This is a genomic window from Pseudomonas quebecensis (assembly GCF_026410085.1).
Lineage (GTDB): Bacteria > Pseudomonadota > Gammaproteobacteria > Pseudomonadales > Pseudomonadaceae > Aquipseudomonas > Aquipseudomonas quebecensis.
Map to the genome: position 1 here is coordinate 4,608,307 of NZ_CP112866.1, position 17,069 is coordinate 4,625,375.

General features: G+C 64.4%; 13 protein-coding genes. 4 read left to right on the forward strand and 9 right to left on the reverse strand.

All coding sequences use genetic code 11. The annotated features are described in order from the left end of the window. Positions 1 to 5 precede the first annotated feature (5 nt). Positions 6 to 275 carry a DUF3613 domain-containing protein gene (locus tag OSC50_RS21575; protein WP_253510280.1) on the forward strand — a complete coding sequence of 90 codons (270 nt, stop codon included), beginning with the start codon at positions 6 to 8 and terminating at the stop codon, positions 273 to 275. 7 nt (positions 276 to 282) lie between these two features. Here OSC50_RS21575 and OSC50_RS21580 read toward each other — a convergent pair whose 3' ends face one another. Beyond that, positions 283 to 1,059, reverse strand: coding sequence for a response regulator transcription factor (locus OSC50_RS21580; protein WP_253510278.1), 777 nt, complete (start codon positions 1,057 to 1,059; stop codon positions 283 to 285). A gap of 114 nt (positions 1,060 to 1,173) precedes the next feature. Continuing rightward, positions 1,174 to 1,623 carry a prepilin peptidase gene (locus OSC50_RS21585; RefSeq protein ID WP_181080868.1) on the reverse strand — a complete coding sequence of 150 codons (450 nt, stop codon included), beginning with the start codon at positions 1,621 to 1,623 and terminating at the stop codon, positions 1,174 to 1,176. Positions 1,624 to 1,695: 72 nt separating this feature from the next. On the opposite strand from OSC50_RS21585, the gene OSC50_RS21590 reads away from it, so the two are divergent. Continuing rightward, entirely contained in the window at positions 1,696 to 2,139 is a 444-nt protein-coding gene (locus tag OSC50_RS21590; RefSeq protein WP_181080869.1) for a TadE/TadG family type IV pilus assembly protein, read from the forward strand. Beyond that, a complete protein-coding gene (locus OSC50_RS21595; RefSeq protein ID WP_266245725.1) occupies positions 2,136 to 4,871 on the forward strand; it encodes a PAS domain-containing sensor histidine kinase in 2,736 nt (911 codons plus the stop codon). Before OSC50_RS21590 ends, OSC50_RS21595 begins: the two co-directional genes overlap by 4 nt. Here OSC50_RS21595 and OSC50_RS21600 read toward each other — a convergent pair. From OSC50_RS21600 to pbpC, 6 genes are all read right to left on the reverse strand, one after another. Further along, on the reverse strand, positions 4,856 to 6,802 hold the full coding sequence (locus OSC50_RS21600) for a TadG family pilus assembly protein (protein WP_266245723.1): 1,947 nt from the start codon (positions 6,800 to 6,802) through the stop codon (positions 4,856 to 4,858). The genes OSC50_RS21595 and OSC50_RS21600 overlap by 16 nt on opposite strands. Positions 6,803 to 6,889: 87 nt before the next feature. Beyond that, positions 6,890 to 7,447: a DUF4136 domain-containing protein gene (locus OSC50_RS21605; protein WP_181080872.1), complete on the reverse strand. Its 558-nt coding sequence runs from the start codon at positions 7,445 to 7,447 to the stop codon at positions 6,890 to 6,892. A 44-nt stretch (positions 7,448 to 7,491) separates the two neighbouring features. Next, positions 7,492 to 8,094, reverse strand: coding sequence for a DUF4136 domain-containing protein (locus OSC50_RS21610; protein WP_181080873.1), 603 nt, complete (start codon positions 8,092 to 8,094; stop codon positions 7,492 to 7,494). A 24-nt stretch (positions 8,095 to 8,118) separates the two neighbouring features. Then, positions 8,119 to 8,868, reverse strand: coding sequence for a methyltransferase domain-containing protein (locus OSC50_RS21615; RefSeq protein ID WP_181080874.1), 750 nt, complete (start codon positions 8,866 to 8,868; stop codon positions 8,119 to 8,121). Beyond that, positions 8,865 to 9,170, reverse strand: coding sequence for a MazG-like family protein (locus tag OSC50_RS21620; protein WP_181080875.1), 306 nt, complete (start codon positions 9,168 to 9,170; stop codon positions 8,865 to 8,867). Before OSC50_RS21620 ends, OSC50_RS21615 begins: the two co-directional genes overlap by 4 nt. Before the next feature lie 161 nt (positions 9,171 to 9,331). Beyond that, a complete protein-coding gene (gene pbpC / locus OSC50_RS21625; RefSeq protein WP_266245720.1) occupies positions 9,332 to 11,674 on the reverse strand; it encodes a peptidoglycan glycosyltransferase PbpC in 2,343 nt (780 codons plus the stop codon). A gap of 108 nt (positions 11,675 to 11,782) precedes the next feature. On the opposite strand from pbpC, the gene OSC50_RS21630 reads away from it, so the two are divergent. Continuing rightward, on the forward strand, positions 11,783 to 12,076 hold the full coding sequence (locus tag OSC50_RS21630) for a hypothetical protein (RefSeq protein ID WP_034095695.1): 294 nt from the start codon (positions 11,783 to 11,785) through the stop codon (positions 12,074 to 12,076). A gap of 76 nt (positions 12,077 to 12,152) precedes the next feature. Here OSC50_RS21630 and OSC50_RS21635 read toward each other — a convergent pair whose 3' ends face one another. After that, a complete protein-coding gene (locus OSC50_RS21635) occupies positions 12,153 to 17,054 on the reverse strand; it encodes an alpha-2-macroglobulin family protein (protein WP_266245717.1) in 4,902 nt (1,633 codons plus the stop codon). Positions 17,055 to 17,069 lie beyond the last annotated feature (15 nt).

A 17,069-nucleotide genomic window follows, 5' to 3' on the forward strand; every position in this document is an offset into this window, starting at 1 on the left:
ACACAATGAAAGCCCATTACCTGGTTTTTCTAGGACTGCTGCCTCTGGTGGCCTGCGCCATCGAACCTGGACCATCCTCACCGCAGCAAGCCGAAACGGAGCAGTGGCTGACGTTGCAGGTCAACGGCCAGGCCGCCTCGCCGACGCCGCAAACCGGCAGCCCCGCCGAGCGCGAGCAGGCGTTGCAGCGTTGGCTGGACAGCAATAAGCATCCCATCCCGGAGTTCTTCGAACAGGGCGCCGACGGTGCATCGTCCGGCGGCGCGCGCCGATAAGCGCCCGTCAGTGCTCCGGGATGCGCTGACGCGCCATCGCACTGGGCGACAGGGCCAGCGCCAGTTGGGTGCGGTTGTGCATCTGAGTCAGGCGCAGCACCTGGGACACGTACAGCTTGACTGTGTTCTCGGTAATGCCCAGCTCGCAGGCGATCTGGTAGTTGGTCTGGCCCTTGCCCACCAGGCGCGCCACGTCCAGCTGGCGCGGTGACAGCTGCATGAAGATCGGCGCAACGTCCGCCGGCAGCGCGGCATCGCTGGGCGCAGCGTCGTCGGACGACACCGGCGCTCGGCGCACCTTATCGAGGTCCTGGTAAAGGTCATTGATGGAGTCGGAGAGGTCCTGCAACTTCTGGTTCAGGTGCCCCAGCTGCAGCTTTTTTTGCCGCTCGTCCAACGCTGCTTCCTGGCGCTGGATACCTTCGAGCAGCTCATGCAGATCGACAGGCTTCTGGTAGTAATCCGAAATCCCCGCGCGCAGCGCTTTGATCACATCCTGCTTGTCGGCGCGACCCGTGAGCATGATCGCCTCGAAGGCGCGTTGCTTGCCGGCAAGCGTCTGCATCGCCTGCACCAGTTGGATGCCATCCATGTCCGGCATATGCAGGTCGCACAGCACCAGACCGATTTCAGCGTCTTCAGCAAAACGCTGCAACGCATGATGGCTGGATTCACAGGGCACGCAGCGGTAGCCACTGTCTTCCAGAAACTCACACAGTTCTTCCACGATCAGGGGTTGATCGTCGACCACAAGCACTTTTACTGCCGGTATCAGCTTATTCACGCGCGACTCCATGCCTGGCAGCCCAAAGGCGACCTATCCATTCGGACGACTGATTGACGGGGCGTTCCCCTAAACCTAGACGCAGTTTGTAACTCTGTACATAACGTACGCCCGCTATTGAACCCACAGCCAGTAGAGGGTGAAGCCCACCAGCACACAGGGCGCGAACGGCTGTTTTTTTGACGCCCTCAAGCCCGTTTTCGAAAGACGCACCGCAAGCCGTTGACCCGCAAGCACCCAGCCCCCTTGCGCCACAACCGCGACGATCAGCGACCACAGCAGGCAATCCACCGTGCCGGCCAGGCCCAGAGCGGCGAGCAGTTTCACATCTCCCGCGCCGAAACGACCGAGGGCATAACCTGGCAAGGACAACGCCAGCGCCACTGCCAATGCCCAGCCACCTTCGACGGCGGCCCCACCGAGCCAGGTAGTGCCCGTGCACGCCAGGTAGATCAAGGCTGACAGCGCCGCGCCCAGAGTCAGGCGATTGGCAATCCGCCGCTGTCGCCCGTCCTGTAACGCGCAAAGCCCCAGCCACACCAGCACCACCACGCCGTGAATCACGTAAAAAAAGTCCCTTTCCGCTGATTGATTCTATGCTGATATCAAGTAGTAGCCGTCAGGGTAGACGCAGTCATGAAAACCGGCCTCCCCCGCCAGCAGAAAGGCGCCGCCGCCATCGAGTTCGCCTTGGTCTTCGGAATGTTCTTTGCGGTGTTCTACGGCTTGATCAGCTACAGCCTGCCCTTGCTGCTGATGCAATCGTTCAACCAGGCCGCGGCCGAGGCGGTGCGTCAAGCCATGGCCGTGGACCCCGCGACCGCCGGGACGGCCTACGGCGCGCAACTGACTCAACGCGCCAAGGACACAGCGGTGGGCCAATTGAGCTGGATCCCGGCCAGTTTCCAGTTCCAGCGTGATGATGTGAGCGCCACCTATACCGGCAACACCTTGACCGTCACGATCAGCTACCCCTCCTCCCGACTCTATGCCGTGTTCCCGGCACTGGTCCTGCCGGGCGTAGGCACCGTGCCCAGGCTGCCGGCCAATCTGGCGGCACGTTCGAGCCTGCAGTTTTGAAGGCCGGAGAGCACCTGTTCGGGCGCTTGCTCGGCCGTACCGCTGGCGCCGATCACACGCCCACCGCCAGCGGCTTGCAGGTGCAGTTGGATTCGCGCGGCCAGGTCATGGGCCTGAGCGCGGCGCTGCGCGCGCAATTGGGCCCGAGCACCGTGGGCGGGACGCGCCCGCACCTGCGCCAATTACTGTGTGCCGGCAGCACCCTGAGTATCGAAGGCAACCCGGCCGAGTGGCAGCACCAGAGCCTGGACCTGGATTTTCAGGGGGCGGCCGGTCAGGTGCTGCACACCCGAGGGTGGGTCGAGCCCGATGCCGACGGCTGGGTCTTGCGCCTGCTGGATGTGGGCGATTTGCTCGAAGGTCGGCAACTGGCTCAGGACCGCGAACAGAACCATCAACTGGCCTGCCGAATGAGCCAGCAATTGCGCGTGTGCAGCCTTGGCCGCTTGCCCGAGGTGTTCAACGAGCACTTGCGCAGCCTGTCGCAACGCTGGCGCATCCCGTGTGTCGCCGTGGCATTGCTGGATGAAGAAGATCAGGGATGGCGAATCTACAGCCAATATGCGGCCCACGATGCACCAGCGTTGTGGCAGACCGGCCAGCGCCTGGGCACGCGTCTGGACAGCCTTAACGGCAACGCACCGTTGCGCCTGGACACGGCCCGGGGGCGCAGCGACAACCCACGCCTGCACAGCGTGTTCGGCGATGCCGACGGGGTGCTGGTGCCGTATCGGGACGGCCAGGGTGTCGCCGCCTGGCTGCTCTGCGGTTTCTACCGCGGCCAACCGCACACCCATGACCAGGATTGGCTGGACCTTGCCGCCGCGCTCGCCGGCCCGTTGCTCAGCCGCCTGCGCGAGCAACACCATCATCAGCAACTGGAGCGGGTCGAAGCCTTGCAAGGCCTGCTTGGCACCGGCTGGTGGGAACTGCTGCCCGCCACCGATGAAATCCAGCTGGCGCCGCAGTTGCTGCACAGCCTCAGCCTGGAGGACGGCCCGACCCGCCAGCCGCTGGCGCTGTGGCTGGAGCTGATCCACCCCGCCGACCGCCAGGAACTGCACAGCCGCCTGCACGACCTGCAGACCCTGGGCAGGCCGCTGCTGACCGGTGTGCGCCTGCAACGCAGCGACACCGCGCAGAATCCGATCTGGTATCGCGTGCAAGGCCAAGTGCTGGGCGAGGGCCGGCAGCGGCGCTGGGTCGGCTTCATGCTCGACATCAGCGACATCAAGAACCAGCAAGTGCAGGCCGCCGCCGCCCATGCGCGCCTGGACAACCTGATCGCCAGCGCCCCGGCGGTGATTTATGTGCAGCGCTACGTGAGCGGCGCGCTGCACCCCGTGTTCTTCAGCGACAGTTTGCTGCCCCTGCTCGGCTGGACCCTGGCCGACTGCGACCACGAGCACCTGCCCGCACTGATCCACGCCGACGACCGCGACCTTTACTTCGAGCGCACGCGCCAGTTGCTACGCGAGGGCAGCGTGCGCAGCCGCTACCGTGTGCGCGACAGCCAGGGCCATTACCACTGGCTGCTCGACGAGGCCAAACTTTTGCGCGACGACCTTGGCATACCGGTGGAGGCGGTGGGCCTGTGGCTGGACGTGACCGAAGCGACACTGGCCGCCGAGCGCATTCAGCAAAGCGAAGAGCGCTACCGCATCCTGGTGGAAGACTCGCCGGCGATGATCTGCCGTTACCGCCCGGACTTGACGCTGACCTTCGGCAACACGCCGTTGGCCCACTACCTCGAATGCCAACCCGCTCAATTACCGGGGCTGAACCTCGGCCATTGGCTGTCGGACGAACAGCGCCGAGCCTTTGTGCAGCGTATCGGCCGATTGACCCCGGAGTTTCCAGTGAGCACGGCGGAAATCAGCCTGGCGCTGCCGGGGCGCGAACATGCCTGGTGGGTGTGGTCCGACCGTGGCGTGTTCGATGCGCACGGCACGCTGCTGGAGGTACAGGCCGTGGGCCGCGACAACACCGAAGTGCGGCGCTCCCAGCAGCAACTGACCCAGAGCGCCAAGATGGCCACCCTCGGCGAAATGGCCACCGGCCTGGCCCACGAAATCAACCAGCCGCTGAATGTGATGCGCATGGCTATCGTCAACGTGCTCAAGCGCCTGGGCGACGGTAACGCCGAGGTGGCTTACCTCACCGAAAAACTGCAGCGCATCGACGCCCAGGTGCAACGCGCCACCCGCGTGGTGGACCACATGCGCGTATTCGGCCGCCGCTCGGAAATCGAACAGCGGCCCTTCGACCCGGCCCAGGCGGTGGAGGGCACCCTGGCGCTGCTCAGCGAAGGGCTGCGCGGCAAAGGCGTGGAACTGCGCGTCACCGCGCCGGACGTCGCGGTGCAGGTCAACGGTCATGTCGACCAGTTGGAGCAAGTGTTGATCAACCTGATGGTCAATGCCCGCGACGCGCTGTCGAGCCAGCGCGAAAAGAACCCGCAACTGCGCCCTTGGATCGCGCTGCATTGTGAGCACGACAGCCGACATGTGTGCCTCTGGGTGGAAGACAACGCCGGCGGTATCGACCCGCGTCTGCTGGAGCGGATTTTCGAACCGTTTTTCACCACCAAGCCGATCGGCGTGGGCACCGGGCTGGGCTTGTCGGTGAGCTACGGCATTGTGGAAAACATGGGCGGACGCCTGAGCGTGGTCAACGGCGAACAGGGCGCGCGGTTCTGCGTGGAATTGCCGGTGGCTCAGATCACCAGGTAAGCGCGGCCCATCTGGCAACTGAGGTTGGCGCCGACTTCGGCGTTGCCCAGGCTGATGCCCAGGGACTTGAGCAGGCTGTTGACGACAGGGTCAAGCAGCGGCGACAGCACGCCCTGAACCAGCGAGATCACCGAGTTGGCAATGGTGTTCATCGTGCTGGCCACGCTCGCCAGCGCGCCGCTGGACACGCTGCCGCTGGGAGGCACATAGGTGACCTGCAGAGCGCTCAATGTCGCGCTCAGGCTGCCGATGATATTGCTCGTGCCCGCCGCGGGGAGGTAGGTGGGCGTGGCGTTCATCTCCGCCACGGGGGCAAATACCAGCGGGCCGGACTGGGCACCCACGGTGGACAGCGCTTTGACCGTCAGGCCACCGCCCACATTCGGTGTGCGGTTGGGGCTGCAGAGCAAGTTCAATACCGCACACGAACGCTTGCCGAAATCCACCAGCCTCAGCGGTTGCACGACCACCGGCGCGGTGGAGGAAAACGCCGTCGAACTGATGGTGCCGATGCCTAACGTTGCTGCGGAGGTGCTGGTCTGCGTGGTCAGAGACTTACTGGCCGGCGTGGCGCAGGCGTAATCCGTGACATGGCTTTCAGCACTGCCGGCCTCGATGTAGATCGACAGCGTATCGCTGATCGCCACATCGGTGATTTCGCAGGAGACCAGACAAAGGAGCCCACCCACCGCCGCTGGAATATTCAAATTCAACAGGCCCTTCACCAGGTTCGAAACCGGTGTACGCAGCCCGCTCAGTACCGTCGCGACTGAAGACACTCCATTCAAGACAGGTGCCTGCACCGTTATCAGCGTGCGCACCTGCGCCGTACGCACGGCTATCTGATCCGTCGGCGGCACATTATTAAGCCCCGCCTTGGCCTTCGCCGGGTTGCCGATCGCCGACAGTTGCGGCGGCTCCATGATTTTGGTCTGCACCGATACATTGCCTACCAGTGGAATATTCAACTGCACCGCTGCGCTCACCGGGTTCTTGCTGCTGGACAATTGCGCGGTGGTTTGCAGCAGTTGGAACAGTTGAAGGTTGCTGTTCAAAGCGGCAGCCGACGTACCGGTGGCGATTTGGAGCAACTGCCCGACCGTCAACTGCCGGGTGCTGGGGGCAATCGCCTGAACCTTGATCACATCATTGATAACGGCGGTGGCCACGGCGCCGTTTTTTTGCAGGACCTTCACCGACGCGTCGATCAACTCATTGGCGGACACCGCCGTACTGAGCAACGCATCGTAGTCGCCCGCCTTCACGTTCAAGGTAAGCGCCAACTGATCAAGGTAACCGAGCAGGTTGACGTTGGTGTTCAGCAGCCCGTTCCAGCCTGCCGCGGTCAGCGACAGGCTGCCGCCCAGCAGGCGCCCCATCGCCAGGTTCAAAACATCTGACTTTGCCGAATCGACGGTGCCCAGGTTGCTGCGGATGCTCAGTTGCGCCACGGGCGGCGCGTAGGCGGCCACGGCGGTGGCGCTGAGTTGGGTCTGGGTGGATGCCGAACCGCCGCTGAACAGGCTCCAGAGGCCGCTGACAACGCTGGTCATCACGCTGCGGGTCGCCACCACGCGTACGGCCTCGTTCTTGGTGGCATCCGGGTTGAAGACGCGGATATTACCGGCATTGGTGACCAGCGTACCGCACGTCACTGTCAGGCCACGGCTGCTGTCGCCAGTCACCGTGAAACCGTTGCGCGCGGCATTTTCCCTGGCGAAGTCGTTGGCTGTGGTGGTGGGGCTGCACAGGCCGCCGCGCCCGGCGGCTTCCAGGGCCGAGGTGTCGGCGATGGATTGTAATTTGCGCTTGTCCAGGTACAGGCGGCCGCTGTCTACCGCCAGCAATAAAAAGACCAGGGCTACCGCGAGGGTACCCGCCGCCATCAAGCTGATGGCACCACGCTGCCTGCAACCGATTCGGGGAGACATCAGGCACTCCTTCGCGCTTACTCTCCGTAGGTTCGAAGGAGTGTAGACAAGGATGGCGGGGGCTGCCGCGCCGGCGGCGGTCAGCGATCAATGGGGTGGATAACTGGAGAGGATACGAGTGACCGTGGTGCGGATCGCGTTGTTGCGATCCTGTGGGTTCGGGGTGCTGCTCATCAGTTGTTCGTCGCTGCCGCGCCACACCAGTTTGCCGTCCTTGCCATCGAGCAGGTCGATCTGGATGGTTGCCACCTTGTAGGTGATGTTGCGGGTTTCGTTGTACATCGGCGCGCCCCAGTAGCCGTTCCATGGGCCGCCCCAGGCGCCGCCATAGTTGGTGGTGACTTGTTGCTGGCGGTCTTCGACGATCAGGTAGGCCTGCACGTTCACGTCCGCCTTGGTACCGGCGGCGGCCGGGCGCAGACCGCGCTGATCAAGTTGTTCGCCGACGGCCTGGCGGATGCGCTGTTCGGTGAGGTCGCTCTGGATGCGCGGGTCATCGGGGCGGTACTGCAGGGCAGGGTCTTTCCAGGCCCAACTGCGGTACGCGCCGAAGTCGCGGCTGGCATCGAAGTCGTGGTTGACCTGACTGGTCTGGCAACCGCCCAGCAGCATGGCAAACGCAAGCGTAGCGAGACGACGGAACATGGTGATTCTCCAAAAGCGACCGGTGCGTTAAATGAGAATAGCGGTTAACGGGGAGGGTACGCGGCCATGGCCTTTTGTACGGCCTGGCGCAATGCTTCGGCCCGCTCGCCGAGGCTGCCCTGGCTGCCGGTTTCCGCGCTGGCGCTCCATACCGGCTGGCCGCTGCGGGCATCGAACAGGTTGATGCGAACCACCACCACCTGCACCTCATAGGTGCGTACCACCGGCACCGTGTTGTACATGCCGTAGCCCGGGCCATAGCGGTTGTAGCCGCTGTAACCGTAGCCGTAATCGTCCTGGACCTGGCGCAGGCGTTTCTCCTGGCGCACGTCGGCGCTGACCAGCAAGTCCGCCGGGCGATTGTCGTGCAGAGGGCGCAGGCCGCGCTGGTCGAGCGCGCCGCTGACCGCTTCGGCGATTTGTGCCGAGTCGGCCCAGGCCGTACCCGCCGGGAGCCGGCCGTTGCGCCAGGCCCAATTGCGATAGGCGCCGTAGTCCCGCACCGGCGCCGGGTAGGCGCTGGCATCGAAGGTGCCGGCAGCCTGCGGCGGTGCCGGCGGGATCGGCGCCGAAGCGGCCACATAAGGGTTGGGGCTGGAGCATGCGCCCAGCCCGAGAGACAGCAGGATCAAACACAGACGACGCATTTCGACCTCCCCGGACTGGGCCGCTTAAACCGGACGGCAGATCCAGTGCAAATAACGCCCAAGTCCGGCAAAGCTTGGGTGACGACGGTGAATGAGCTCCATCTCGATAAGGTCCTGCAATGCGGCGCGAGCCTGGAACTCCACCGGCATGTAGTCGTGGAAGACCCGCACCCCGCTTTGGCTTTCGACCTGCCACAGCCCTTCGAGTTGCGCCGCCAGCTCTCGCGGGTCGAGGGGCTGTTGCGGCGTGAGGCTTTGCTTTTCGCCGGCCATGTCGTTCTTGCGCATCTTGCGGAAGTGGCCTTTGAGCAGGTTGCGGTAGATCAGCGCATCGCGGTTGTAGAACGCCAGGGACAACCAGCCGCCCGGCGCGGTCAGCTGATGCAGCACCGGCAGGATGGCGTGGGGTTCGGCCAGCCACTCCAGCACGGCGTGGCACAGCACCAGGTCATAGGGTTGCGTGAGTTGGCCGAGCAGCTCCTGCCAGGGCGCGTGGATAAAGGTCGCATGCTGCCCGGCTTCGGCGAAGCGTTGGCGCGCGCCCTCGAGCATCGGCGCGGCGGGTTCGGCCAGGGTTACCTGGTGACCACGCTCGGCCAGCCAAAGCGACATATGCCCCAGGCCCGCGCCAATATCGAGCACGCGCAATGGGCGATCAGGCAGCGCTTCGGCCAGGTCGGCCTGCAACACCGCCAGGCGGATCGCGCCTTTGGCCCCGCCGTAGATTTTTTCGGCGAAGCGCGTGGCCAGTTGATCGAAGTGACGATCACTCATGGGGCGAACCGCCGTTCGCTGTCGGCCAGTTTGGCACGCACCACCTCGTTCATGTCCAGGCCCAACTCACTGCACAGCAACAACAGGTACAACACGATATCGCCGACTTCCTGCCCGGCGTGGGCAAGTGTGTCGGCGGGTAATTGGCGGGATTGATCTTCGGTGAGCCATTGGAAGATTTCCACCAGTTCGGCCATTTCCACACTGGCAGCCATGGCCAGGTTTTTCGGGCTGTGAAACGGTTTCCAGTCGTTGGTATCGCGGATGCGATGCAGGCGTTCGGTGAGGTGTTCGAGGTTCATGGGGCGGGCTCCTGAAGGTGTATAGCTTCGGGGGGATGAGCGTTGAAGGCAAGTGAATCACCTGGGTTGGTCTTCAGGCCGCCATTGAGGGCAAGCCCCCTCCCACATTTGAATGCATTTACATATCAAAAAGTGGGAGGGGGCTTGCCCCCGATGAGGCCCTAATCCACCACGCTGAATTCAAGCCTGGCGGTTTGACCGGCCTCATCCAACACACTGAGCTGGTAGCGGCCCAAGCGCTCGAAACTGGCATTGACGCTGTCCTGGTTGGCACTGTCGCCCAGGGGCGCGCCGTTGAGGAACCACCAGCGCCGGCCGCTGCCGCCCAGGGCGGATAGTTTTAGCTGTAAAGCCTGCTGGCTGCCGGCGGGCAGGCGCAGTTGGTCGCCTTCGCGCACACCGACAATCGACAACGGTGAAGATGCCGCCAAGGCCGGTGGCGGGCAGTCCGGGTCGGCCGCCGGAATGCGCGCTTCACGGCGTTCAGCCCTGGGCAGCCATGGCTCCAGCGGCGCGGGCCACAGGGCGATATTCCTGGCAACCGCGCCGGGACAGTGGGCGTCCACACGCAAACCCTTGGCATTGACCCAAACGCTCTCCATCAAGCCCACGCTCAACGGCTGATCCAACGCCTGTAAAGTCGGCGGCGTAGTGTTGTCCAGCGTCCAGGCAAAGCGCTGGCGTCGGCAATTGGGGTCGGTGCGGCTCATGGGCTGGCCCAGCGGCCAACAGATCGCCGCCACGCCGACATTGGCCGGCACCGCTTTGACTGGCGCGCTGATGCCGCGCTGGCTGTCGCGGTTGGTCAGCACATCGTGCACCTGCAGCATCAGCGGCGCCGCCGACGCCAGTCCGAACTGGCCAGGCACGGGCGTGCCGTCCGGGCGGCCGATCCAGATGCCGATCAAGTAGCGCGGCCCCACACCAATTGCCCAGGCATCACGGAAGCCGTAGCTGGTGCCGGTTTTCCAGGCCAGCACCGGACGCTGCACCAACTCGGCACGCGGGTCGCGATCCGGTCGAGCCTGGCCGCTGAGGATGCGCCGCACAATCCAGGCAGCCCCTGGCGACAGCAGCGGCCGTTCTCTGAGCGTATCGTCCGGCTGAAATCGCAGGGTGGCGCTTTTGCCGTCGCGGGCAAAGGCACTGTAGCCGCTGACCAGATCCTCCAGGCGGCTGCCCGCGCCGCCCAGGATCAGCGCCAGACTCGGTTCGGCCAGCGCCGGCAGCGCCAGGGGCACGCCGCCGATGCGCATCTGCGCGGCGAAGCGCTTGGGCCCGTAGGCTTCCAGCAATTGCACCGCCGGCAGGTTAAGCGAACTGGACAGCGCAGTGCTCGCCGGCACCGCGCCGGTAAAGCCCATGGAAAAATTGCCCGGGCGGTAATCGCCATAGCGCCGGGGCACGTCCTGCAGCAGCGACTCGGAATGAATCAAGCCGTCATCCAGCGCCATGCCATACAGGAAAGGTTTCAGGGTGGAACCCGGCGAGCGTAAGGCATTGACCATGTCCACATGCCCGAAGCGCTTGGCATCGTTGATGTCAACCGAGCCCAGGTAAGCGCGTACCGCCATGCTTTCTTCCTCCACCACCAGGATCGCGGCCGAAGTGTGCTCCGGCAGGCGCGCACGCCAGCCCAGCAACAGGTCTTCGAGGCGACGTTGCAGAGTGGCGTCGAGGGTGGTGCGGATCAGCGGCGGGCTGTCGGGACGGTTCAGGCGGCGCGCGAGCAACGGCGCCAGGCTGGGCTCCAGGCGCGGGGCGAGCAGCAGCGGTTCCTCCAGGGCTTCATCGACTGCGGCCTGCGGCCACTCCTTGAATTCGGCGAGACGCCGCAGCACTTTGTCGCGGGCCTGCTGCGCGCGTTGCGGATGGCGATCCGGGCGCAGGCGGCTCGGTGCCTGGGGCAATACCGCCAGCAACGCGGCCTCGGCATGGGTCAACTGCGCCGGGGACTTTCCCAGGTAAGCCCAACTGGCCGCCGCCACGCCCTGCAAGGTGCCACCAAAGGGCGCGCGGTTGAGGTACAGGTTGAGGATCTCGGCCTTGGACAGGTGCCACTCCAATTGGGCCGTGCGCCACAGCTGGCGCAACTTGCCGTGAAAGGTACGCGAATGCGGGTCCAGCAGACGCGCCACCTGCATCGACAGGGTACTGCCACCCGACACCACCCGCTCCCCGGCCAGGTTCTGCCAGGTCGCCCGCACCAACGCCAGCGGGTTCACGCCAGGATGCTGATAAAACCAGCGGTCTTCGTAGGTGAGCAGCGCGTCGAGGTAGTACGGCGACACCTCACGGGTCTGCACCGGGTAGCGCCACACACCATTGGCATCGGCAAACCGCCATAACGGCGTGCCATCCTCGGCCAGCACCACCCGCGCCAGGCCGTCCTTGGGCAGCGGCAGGGGCCAGAGGCGGTCCGCCAGCCAGAGCAGCGCGATCACTACCAGCACAACACCCAAAACCCAGCGCAGTAACTGTGACAGCCGAGCGCATCCAGCCATGATTAAACGAAACCTCAAACCGGCAAACCTCTATGCTTGTGGGGAACTAGCCCGCTGCAATTACAACCAAAGGCACACACACGCCCACCTTCTGATCAGGACACTCACATGCAGGTAGAAAGCTTCTTCGAATGGCTGGGCCAGGCGCTCGGTTCCGTCATCCGCTTTATCGTCGATGGCCTCAGCGGACTGTTCGGTGCCCTGACCCACGCCGGCAGTAACTTTGTCGAGGGTCTGTCCCGCACCTTGGGCATGGACACGTCGATCATCAGCATCATCACCCTGATCATCGGCCTGATGCTGCTCTACTCGGCCGTTCGCGCCTTTATGCGGGCGTCAATCATCATGGGCATCATCTGGCTGATGCTCGGCCTGTGGCTGCTCAGTTGGGTCGTGCACTGACCCCCAAGACTGTCACCGCCGCTGTGGGAGGAGGGCTTGCCACCTCCCACATCAGTTCCGATCCCACGTTGAGAAATCAGCGCCCCTTGATCACCAGGTCCGCCGGGGTGTCACCCACCGCCTGCCAATTCGGCCGATACATCGACTCCACCTGCGGCGGCGGCACGCGATAGGTGCCCGGCGTCACGGCACGCGCCAGATACAGCAGGTGCGTGGTGACATCGCTGTCCAGGTTCAGTGCCGCCACATAGCGATCATCGCGGAACTCCTGATGCTTGAGCGATGCGTTCTGCATCGACTCACGCCATTCCTTCACTTGGCTGCTGGCGTTTTCCAGGCTGGCGGCGCTTTGCGCCAGGTTCTGGTTTTCCAGTTCCAGGCCCGCCGGCAGCAGGTCTACCACCAGTGCGTCCGGCACCCGCTGCTTGGCGCTGACCGCCACATGCACCAGCACCAGGTCGCCGCTGTTGAGGTTGCGCAGGTTCAACGGCTGGCCGTTCATGCCCAGGTATTCGCGCCGGATACTGAGGTTGTCGCCCCCCGCTGTCGGCGGCACTTGTGGATAACCCGAGAGGGTCAACTGCTGGTACACCGGCGTGTCGCCTTGATTACTCAGGGCCAGATCGCCGGACAATAGTTTGCCTTCGAGCGCCAGCGTCGGCTGCTGATTATTCAATTCATGCTCCCCGCCACTGCCGGTAAGCGACACCTGCCAGTTCGCCTCAGGTTGCGCGAACCCCAGGCGGCCGGCGAGGAACAGCGAATTGCGCTCCTGGGTCGACAGGTACGGGCTGGCCGCCAGTTGATCGGACAAGGTGAACAACCGCTCCTCACGCTTGCCCTTGGCCAGGTCATTTTCCTCAAGCAACGCCAGAATCATCGCTTGGTCGCGCAGCGGGCTGCCGTAGTCGGCCAGCCACTCCTTGGTATTGCGTTGTGCGGCCAGGCCGGCGAGCAAAGCTTGGTCGGCACGCGGTTGGTCGCCCATCTTTTGCAGGGCAATCGCCAATTGCACCAGCGGCAGCCCGGAACGCGCGTCGCTGCGCCGTTCGAAAATACTGCGCAAGGCCCCCAACGGCGCCTGCTGGCTGCGCGCCAGGACCATGCCGGCGTAGGCCTGCACGGCGAAGCGGGTGTGGTCGGCGTTGTCGCTGTAGTCGACGTCGATCAGGTTACGCTCCTGCACGTAACGCAGCAGGCGCTCGCTGGCTTTTTTCAGGGCTTCGGCCGGTACGGCAAAACCCTGGTCACGGGCGCGCAACAGGAAGTCGGTGACGTAAGCGGTCAGCCAATATTCCTCTTCGCCGTCGGCGCCCCACAGGCCAAAGCTGCCGTTGTAGCGTTGCATGCCCAGCAGGCGCTCGATGCCCAGCTCGATCTTGCGCTTGCGCTCGGCATCCGGCTCACCCTTGACGCCCAGGCGCTTGAGCAACGCGTCGTCGGCATACAGCGAGGGGTACAAGCCGCTGGCGGTTTGTTCCAGGCAACCATACGGATAGGCCTTGAGCGCACTGATCTGCGCGCCCAGGTTCAGCGGCGGCCGGCTCGACAGGCTCAACAAGGCCTCACGCCCCGAGGCATCGAACTGGTCCAGCGTGCCGACGGGCAGGCTCCACGGCTCGTTCTTGAGCACCGCGCGGTAATGCTTGAGCAGCGCCGGATAAGCCGGGCGCACGCCCAGGGTCCATTCGCGGCTGAACGGCGGCAATTGTTCGCCCGGCAGGTCCAGCCCGTTGACCGTCACCTTGAGCTTGCCCTGTCCCAGCCCGCCCCAGGCTTTGACCGGGATGCGCAGCGTGGTGCGCTGGCCTTGTTTCAGTTCCACCGATTGCGCGCCGGCATTGACCAGTTCCAGTTGGCCTTCGGCACTCAGTTGCACATCGAGTTTCTGCGCCTTGCCCGACAGGTTGGACAGGTCCAGCGCCAGGGTCGTCTGATCGCCGCCGGCCAGGAAGCGCGGCGCCGACAGTTCGGCCACCAGCGGCGCGGCGATCACCGTCCTGGCTTCGGCCATGCCGTAGCGGTCATCGCTCCAGGCCTGGGCCATCAGGCGCAGTTCGCCGTTGAAGTCGGGAATATTGACGCTGACTTCACCCTCGCCCTTGTCATTCAAAGTCACCGGCGCGCTTTGCAGGGCGACGATGGTCACGCTGGTGTCCGGGCGCTTGCCCCCCTTGGCCAACGCCGCGTCACCGCCGAACGCCAGGCTGGCCAGACGGCCTTGCCCGGCTTCGATCAACTGGCCGTAGATATCGAACTGATCCACGCCATAGGCCTTGCGGCCGAACAGGCTGGCGTACGGGTCCGGCGTCGGGTATTCGGTAATGTTGAGGATGCCCACGTCCACTGCCGCCACCAGTACATGCACCTGTTTCGGCACGCTGCCATCGGCATTCCGGGCGGCGACTTTCACTTTCAGCGGTTGCTTGGGACGCATTTTTTCCGGTGCGGTGAGGGTCACGCCGAGCTTGCGCTGGGTGCGGTCCAGCGGCAGGTGCAGCAGGCCCACCGCACGTTTGGGGGTGATATTGGCTTTGCGTTCGCCGGGACGAATCACCAGGGCGCTGACGTACAGGTCATGACGCGACCATTTCGGATCAAGCTTCACGGCAAAGCTTTTGCCTTCGGCCGGCACGTCGATTTCCTGCCACCACAGCGGCCCTTCGGCGGATTCCACCAGCAGGTAGCCCTTGCCCGCGGCCGGCGGCGTGACTGTGATGTTAGCGGTGTCGCCATCGCCATAGGCCGGTTTGTCCAGCGCCAGCTTGACCTGGTCGGGGCGCACCGCGCCGCCTTCGGTATTGTCCTGGGCCTGGTAGCCGGCCCAGAAACGCAGGCTGCTGACCAGGCCGGTCTGCGGGTCTTCGACCTCGACGCGGTACGGGCCCCATTCCACCTGGAAGCTGACCTTGGCGGTGTCGCCGGCCTTGATGTTCAAGGTTTGCTCGTCGAGGTTGAGGAATTTCTCGTTGTAGTGATAGCTCCAGCCGTCGCTGTCGGAGTAGTTCCAGTAGTAGTCACGGCGCTCGCGCACCAGGCGTACCTTGAGGTTGGGCGCGGCGAGCTTCTGGCCTTCCTGGTTGGCGAGCAGCACTTCGAATTCCGCCGGGCCGTCGCCATTGGTTTCCTTGCCGTCAAACAGCCCACGCAGGCCCGGCAGTTGCTTGGCTGGCCAGATCGGCTGCACCAGGCGCCGAGTGATCGGCCGCCCGCCCGACTCATGCAGACTGGCCTGCACAATCAATTGCAGCGGCGACTTGGCCTCGGCCCATTTGCTCTCCATGCTCAGGACTTCATGGCCCTTGGCGTCAAGCACGCTTTCGTCGATCTCAAAGTCCTGGCTCAGATCCTCCTCGGTGACGGAGCCGAACTCGTAGCCCGGCAGCGATTTGACCGCCTCGCGCAGCGGCCGCACATACACCTGTCCGCTGATGCGGTTGCCCGAGGCCGGCGCGCCGTAGAGATAGCGCCCCGTGAGCTGGATCTGCGGGCTGTCCGCCGGGCTCAGCGGCGTGTCGCTGCCCTTGAGTTCCAGGGCCAGGCGTTCGGGCAGGAAGTCTTCGACCAGGAATTCGTAAAGCTGCGGCTTGCCGTCGCCCAGGTCGAACACCAGTTGCCAGCGCCCGGTCGGCGCTTCACCGGCCAATTGCAGGGCGTATTGATAGAGGCCGGATGCGTCGGCATCCCAGACGAATTTGCGGCTGACCTGTTCATCCGGGCGCCGCACTTCGACGCTCACCGGCTGCGGCTTGACCGCGTTGCCGTCCTTGTCGCGCAGCAAGGCGTTGAGCAGCACGGTTTCGCCGGGGCGATACAGGTCGCGCGGGCCGAACACAAAGAATTGCAAGGGATGGGACGGTTGGCCGCCGATGTCGAACTCGGCCAGGTCGAGGGCGGCGCTGTCCAGGCGCAGCAGGCTGGTCTGCTCACCTTGCTTGGCCAGCAACACCTGGGCTTTTTTCGGCAGCGGCAATTGCGCATGGCCGCCCTTTTCGGTCTTGCCCTGGGCCAGCACGCGGCCATCGGCGTCCAGCACTTCCAGGTCCACGTCGTTCAGGGCCTTGCCGCCTTCCAGGGCCTGGGTAAAGACGTCGAGACGATTGCTGTAGCGATGCACGGAAAGGCCGATGTCACTCAAGGTGAACAGCGTGGCCGGCTGAGAATAGTTGTAAGTGCCCGATGCTCGCATCACCGCCAGATACACCCCCGGCTGCTGCAATTGCTTGAGGCCAGCAATCGGCAGCAGCAGGGTTTCGCGCGTGTTGCGCGCCGGATTGAGGTCGAAACGCCCGCCATAGACCAGGTCGGCCATGGGCAGCAACTCACGGGACTCATAGCTTTGCAGGCTGGTATTGCGCCCCCACTGAGCCAGGAACGACGGCAGGGACTCGGGCTTGATGCGGAAGAATTCGACGTCGATCTTGTCGACGTTCAGCGCGATCACCGGCAGGCCTTCTGCCAGGCGCGTCGGCAGCAGGGTGCCGCGACTGGCGAAGCCGACGGTGGCTTGCAGGTCGCGGGTTTCCAGGCGGGCGCTGTATTCGGCGGCGAGCTTATTGTCATTGACCGCCTTGACCCCGGCGTCGACGGTGAGCACCAGTTTGCGCTGCGGCTCGAGGTGGCGCAGGCGCAGTTCCATGAGGTTGTCGGACAGCTCCCAGGCGCCGTCGACCTTGCCGGACTTGCTGTCGACCAGATGCAGTTTGTCGGCGAACTTCTGCTCCGGGTCCAGAGGAATGGAGAAGCTCACCGATAACGTGCTGGCACCGTCCAGCTGCACCTCGGACACGTCCACCACGCTCAACTCACGCCCAGCGTACCGTTGCTTCAGCGCCGCCACATCCACTGCCGCCTTGACCGGCTTGGGCGCGGTGCTGGTGGCGGCTGCGGGGGCAGTCGGCGCAGCAGGTTTGTCGGAGGAATCGCAGGCACTCAGCAGGGCCAGCGCGCAAGCCAGGAACAGTCCTTTGTTAAGCATTGGGGCACTCGTTGT